At 41.0% G+C, this 5,384-nt stretch carries 5 protein-coding genes; 1 reads left to right on the top strand and 4 read right to left on the bottom strand.

Annotated features, from left to right (window positions below; genetic code table 11):
• From LZ23_RS11285 to LZ23_RS11270, 4 genes are all read right to left on the bottom strand, one after another.
• On the bottom strand, window positions 1-2,026 hold a 2,026-nt coding region (locus LZ23_RS11285), incomplete at its 3' end, for a hypothetical protein (protein WP_045214246.1).
• The gene (locus LZ23_RS11280) at window positions 2,026-3,207 is read right to left on the bottom strand and encodes a hypothetical protein (protein ID WP_045214245.1); all 1,182 of its coding nucleotides are present in this window, start codon (window positions 3,205-3,207) and stop codon (window positions 2,026-2,028) included. The genes LZ23_RS11285 and LZ23_RS11280, both read right to left, overlap by 1 nt.
• 95 nt (window positions 3,208-3,302) lie before the next feature.
• Window positions 3,303-4,412 (bottom strand): hypothetical protein, encoded by a 1,110-nt coding sequence (locus tag LZ23_RS11275; RefSeq protein ID WP_045214244.1) that lies wholly within the window; start codon window positions 4,410-4,412, stop codon window positions 3,303-3,305.
• Window positions 4,405-4,872, bottom strand: a complete 468-nt coding sequence (locus tag LZ23_RS11270; RefSeq protein ID WP_045214243.1) for a hypothetical protein — start codon at window positions 4,870-4,872, stop codon at window positions 4,405-4,407. Before LZ23_RS11270 ends, LZ23_RS11275 begins: the two co-directional genes overlap by 8 nt.
• 303 nt (window positions 4,873-5,175) lie before the next feature.
• Between LZ23_RS11270 and LZ23_RS25335 the strand changes: the two genes are divergently transcribed.
• Window positions 5,176-5,384: CRISPR-associated endonuclease Cas1 (locus LZ23_RS25335; RefSeq protein WP_198145978.1), on the top strand; the 209-nt coding region annotated here is incomplete at its 3' end.

The following is a 5,384-nucleotide window of genomic DNA, read 5'->3' as shown; positions in this document are numbered from 1 at the left end:
ATCCCGAATCTTTGCAGTCTGTGATTATTGCTTTATATGCCTGTTCAAGAACATTATTCGCTACCAGGCTAAGTTCATACAGTCTGGACAAGGGCATAAGCCCCATGATTTTTATGGTGGGGAAAGATCTCAGGCAGATATCTAAAGATTTGTTCCAGAAGGCCTTTTTGAGTTCAGTATCCTTAACAACCCTGCCCATATTCAAAAACCACAACTGCCAGGGATGGTCATCACTCCAAAACACACAATCTTTGCTGATCTTAGTTATTGCCCAGTCAACATATTTCTCATTTTCTTCGATAGAATCAGCCAGATATCTGGCCAGATGAAAATGCTGAAACCTGTCTAAATTCTGAATGTCAGGACTCCCCGTGTCGCAGCCAAGATACTTTTCCAAAGCATAGCGGGCATGTTCAGTCTTGCCTGCGTCAAGAAAGGCAAAGAACCTGTAGGAAAAAACCCGCTGCCAGTCAGAGCGCAGGTCTGGCTCATTGCCATGTCCGAAAGCCTCCTGCGCAAGATCACAGTACTCAAGTGTTTTCTCTATATACCCGGGCCCGCAGAATCCATAATGTTGAGCCATAGTTCCATAATATCTGCCAAGGTATTCATCAGCTGCGTCCTTATTATTATTTTTTCTGTGCTGATAGGCCTTTTCAACCAGGACTACAAGATGCCTGTAGGGCTCAATAATCTCCTGTGCCTTTTCATGTGTAAAAAGGTAATGGTTTTGAAGGTAGCCAACCATACCATAGATATGGTTCAGCAGTTCTTCTTTATGAGTATCACCCCGGCCTGAGAGTTCTTTTATGCACAGATCAGCAAGACTTTTCCAGGTATCAATGTCATCAATCTTACCAATATGATTACGGACTTTGATATGAATAGAGCAGATGCTCAGAAAAGTCCTTGGACTTTGAGTGTAAGTATTTTTTACAACTTCTTCAGGAAAAATTTTATCCAGAATAAAATGTATTTTGTTCAGGTCAGTACCGGTTGACTGGACCGATTCCTTCAGCCTTTTAGCTAGCTTGTTGAAAAAAAAGTGATTGTTGATGGCCAGTGCTTGAAGTTTAGCACTCAAAAGACAATCTTTATCTTCAAGATACCTTAGCAGTTCAAGGTCACAATCCAGCATGAGATCAAGATTAGGCTCAAGATTACCCATAGAACTTAAAAAGTGAAGATGGGTTCCCCCTTTTCCAGGACTGAAGGTTTTAATCAGACACAATGCCATTTCCGGATTGGATACCGGCATTCGTTCAATGTCGATATATTCCGGAAAACTTATTGTACCGGCTTCTGGAAATATGAAGCCTTTGTATCCAGCTTCCTGGGCAGCGGCCATTTTTTCAGGCACATGACTAACTGGTGATAACATGCCGCTTGCGTCAAAACTTCCGGTACAAACCAGGTTCGGCCATTTCAACTGCTCTCTAAGCATCTTCAGTCCGGCATAAACGGCAAGGCCAATGGATTCTCCTGATATTTTTATACCATATATTGAGGGATACCAGAAAAAGAACCCTGGGTTCCTGCTTTCTGCTTTTGCAAAACCAACAAACTCAGCAGCTTTAAGTACCGCAAGCCTGGACTGTTCATCCATCAATTCCTCAATATTCGCCGGAAAAACATTCTTCAGGCCATCTCCCATGCCTAAAAACGCATGCACCAGCATGCCCTGACCATTGACGGCCAGAACAAGGGGCATGGACATCCACTTCATGCCCAGGATTTGATTCCACTCCAGGCCAAAATCCAAACTCTTAATGTTTATGGATCTGGACAATACATCAAGATGCCTATTATTTGCGGGAAAGGACAGGGCTGAGGACATAAGCAGATAGTCAAACAACCTTTTCTGGTGGGTGCAGTTCAGTTTAGCAGCTATGCTTTCTGAATATTTTTGTGTTTCATGATCACTATGAGGCAGAATCAGACTTCCTGGTCTGGAGTTGACTCCCAGAGGAATACCCATGCCCTTATGCACAAATGTAGAAAAATTCTTCAGGGTCACTGATGACATCAATCACCATCCATGCTCACAAAAATCACCATCAGGCGGCCTTTAAGATAATCCTTCCTGCTCATTTCCGGAAAAAAAGCTGTAAACAGGCTATGGTCTTCTGAAAGGTCTACAGTGTCTGCAGGAAAAGACCCGTCTAGAGTATCCCACCAGGCAAACATTTCAGAAGCCTGAACAAAGTCCGGGTCCACCTTGCCAAATATTTTGAGCTGATCATCACCACGATCTGTGGACATGATGGTCACAAGGCCGGACTGAAAATCCTTAAACTCCGTGCCGGTTTCATCAAGTACGATCATCTTGGCCTGAATACTGTCCTTGTCAGACGCTGCCATTGCTAAAGTCTGTGTATTCCTGAAACCTTCAGATACAGATTCAGGCATGCCAAACTTAACAGGCATAGCCTGCTTCAACTCAGACATTTCCATTCTGGCGATTTCAAGCAGGGGATCATGCGACTTTTCAATACCGGGCACTTTCACATTCTTCTGGATGGCTTTTAACACAAGATTCCTGAGAGACTTAGATTCTTCAGTTTCTTCATGCTCAAGACTTTGAATTAGATGGGAAATGCTCTGCTGGCTGAAAAAAGAACCTACTTCAGTTTCCATGCACCTGAAGAGGTATATCATGGAATTCTCTTCAGCATGAAAATACTTCTCTGAGTTATGTATAATTCTTTGAACGGTTTGCGAATCAATAGTGCCAAGTAGCCCTTCCAAATCATGAACAGCCAAGGTATAAATATTCCAAGACTGGGCATATCCGAATCCATCAAGATAAGTATCATCCTCAGTCTTGAACTCCTCACCTGGATAAATTTGCGCTACCCTTACAGCTTGTTCGTCAACAACTTCAAGAATTAGCACTAACGGGGGATTATAATATCTGTCCTTGGGCCCCCATCCAGCAAGTTCAGGGCGGATCTTTCTAACCTGACCAGGTTCTGGTCCGGAGTCACATTCAAGCTTTTGATAAACCTCAGGCCAGGACCAGGTTTTATCAACCTGAATCTCAAGGTTCATCTGACACATATAACAGGAGCGAATATGGCGGGTAAGGTTTTCACTTGTTTCCTTAAACAGAATTGTATCCGGCGGGCATGTTCGAATATTTAAGGCTATTTGCCAATCTTCCTGGGTTAATTCTCTATCCAGCGCAGGTTCAGCATAAGTAGACATAGAACCATCTCCAATATTATTTCAAAAAAATTTGACACTATAATCCCTTATGATGTCTTGAATCGAGAAACATAAGGCAGTAATGTTCTTAATCATTAGTTACGGTCAAAAGCTCTGAATTTGCAAAGTGAAAAAATAGTTTCCAGAAAAAATTTGCTGGCTTCTTCGTTCATGTGGTCTTCATAAAATCCAGGCCAAGCTGAAGTTTTATCCCTGATAGAATGAATGGCTTGTCTAATGATATTACGCACACCACTGGGTCCTGAGTAGCCAACTTCAGCAGCTGTTTCTTCAAGAGTCATCTGTTCACTATAATACAGGTAAAATGCTTTGCAGGTTTTATCATCCCAGCCCTGAACCGTTGCCATGGCAAGATCCTCAAGCACTTCTGAGCTTATGCCAGTCCCGGGGTCAGGATCGGCAATAAACTCATAAATACAGACATCCTGACCTTGTTCATCAAGACATGTAGAATCCGCAAAATTGAGTGTTTCGTCATGTACACATTTTTTACTGATCAGATAATAGGTATATTCCCGGACAGGAACCAGACAATCATAACCTGACTTCTCTCTTGTCCTGTCCCAGAAAAATCCCGCCCAGGCTACAATATCTTTTTCACCTTCCCATTTACTTTCTTTATCAGGATATGGATAGTCTTCTATGCTGTTGGCTTGAAAAAAGTCCTGTTGGATAATCGGCAGGTCAGCCTCTCTCAAGGCTGCATAAAATGACATGCCTTTTTGGGATGATACTGTAAAATCATCATGCCTGGAAAGAGATAACTGTATTTTACGGTAAAGGTTTGAAAAAAAGTTGCCTTGAGTTCCTCGTTCAAGATCTTTTAGGTGATTTTTGTACTTCAAACATAAAATACCAATGGCCTTACTCATATTTCCTGCACTGATAATTTCCTGTATTGTATCAAAAGTTCTCTGATTATCATTCAAAAAAAGATAGAGTTCGGTTGAAAGATCCATAACTTTCTGCTCAAAATCATTACTATTGTCCCAGAGCACTCCATCCTGGGATCTCATATGCTTTTTTTTGGCCCTTATGAGATATTTTGAGCATTCTCTCAAATAGGTATTGCCTTCCTGGGTCTGCAGCCAGTCATTAAGGGAAAGGGATTTGCCGGGTGTTTCCATATCTTTTTCCAAGGTAGTGTTGGTTGGGTCGATGGCAGGGGAAAATAAATCAGCCAATAGGCTTGCTCAGACATCTATCAGGGACTATGCCTGCCAGATTCAATTTCCTGTGAAAACCAGGGTCTGGTGAAAGATTGAAAGTGTATTTACTGACAATATAGCTGTTGCGGTCAAGTTCTGCTCCAGTCATATCCAGCGGGCAACGAGCTTTTATGTAAATCATTTTCTTATGGCGTACTGAAGTACAAGGACAGGTCATGAAAGACTGAGCCGTATTTTTTTTCAAAATAAAAACTGGATGTGTGGATTGATCTTTTCTAAGTGTTGCAGGAAAGGAACCTGTAAACTCCCTAAGCCTGCGATCACAACCTCCATAAAAAAACATCCTTTCTTGCCAGCTTTCAAATGGTATCTTTTTAATTGTACTGCCTTGCAGAACCTCAAGTGGATTGTCCGGTTTCTCTTTTTTAGGCATTGATTTCAAAATATCTTTAAAAGTCATTTTCTTTGAAGACATGATCCCCCTCTAACTGCCAGTTCTCGATTTAAAGATGAACATGGGCAACCAAATAATTTTGAAGTTGAACAACCAATATTTTCAACTGTATTGTTTCACTTGAGAGTTAAAAGTTTCTGGTTTTGCGGTCCTTGTTGCATGAAAGAAAACCAATAAATTTCGATTGATATCTGATCTGGTTAAAAAACATAATGATCTGCAAAAAAATTAATAAAATAATTGTTACAGAAAAACTTTTGATTGTCCAGTTACAATATAAATTCAACAAACAATGAAGGTAATTTTATAAATTGACTAAATCGAATACTTGCCAGTTTTTCTTGTAATTATCCAGTCTGTTCAATAGTCAAAAGCTCTCTTGCAACGCCTTGTCTTAAAAGACCTGTTTCATCAACCTATGACCGACCATCCCTCGCCTGCGATCTGGTTGAAGAATGGCGAACTTATCTTGGTGACAGGCTTGTACTTCAGCTTATCAATAAAGGATCTGTTAAAAAAGATGACTTTGTTTA

The organism is Desulfonatronovibrio magnus (assembly GCF_000934755.1).
Lineage (GTDB): Bacteria > Desulfobacterota > Desulfovibrionia > Desulfovibrionales > Desulfonatronovibrionaceae > Desulfonatronovibrio > Desulfonatronovibrio magnus.
Note: the sequence above shows the minus strand (reverse complement) of the source record. Positions and strands in the feature narration are given on the sequence as shown.

Excerpts from the sequence above, each read along its gene's own strand:
- LZ23_RS11280 (WP_045214245.1), bottom strand. The coding sequence starts at position 3,207 with ATGTCTACTTATGCTGAACCTGCGCTGGATAGAGAATTAACCCAGGAA.
- LZ23_RS11270 (WP_045214243.1), bottom strand. The coding sequence starts at position 4,872 with ATGTCTTCAAAGAAAATGACTTTTAAAGATATTTTGAAATCAATGCCT.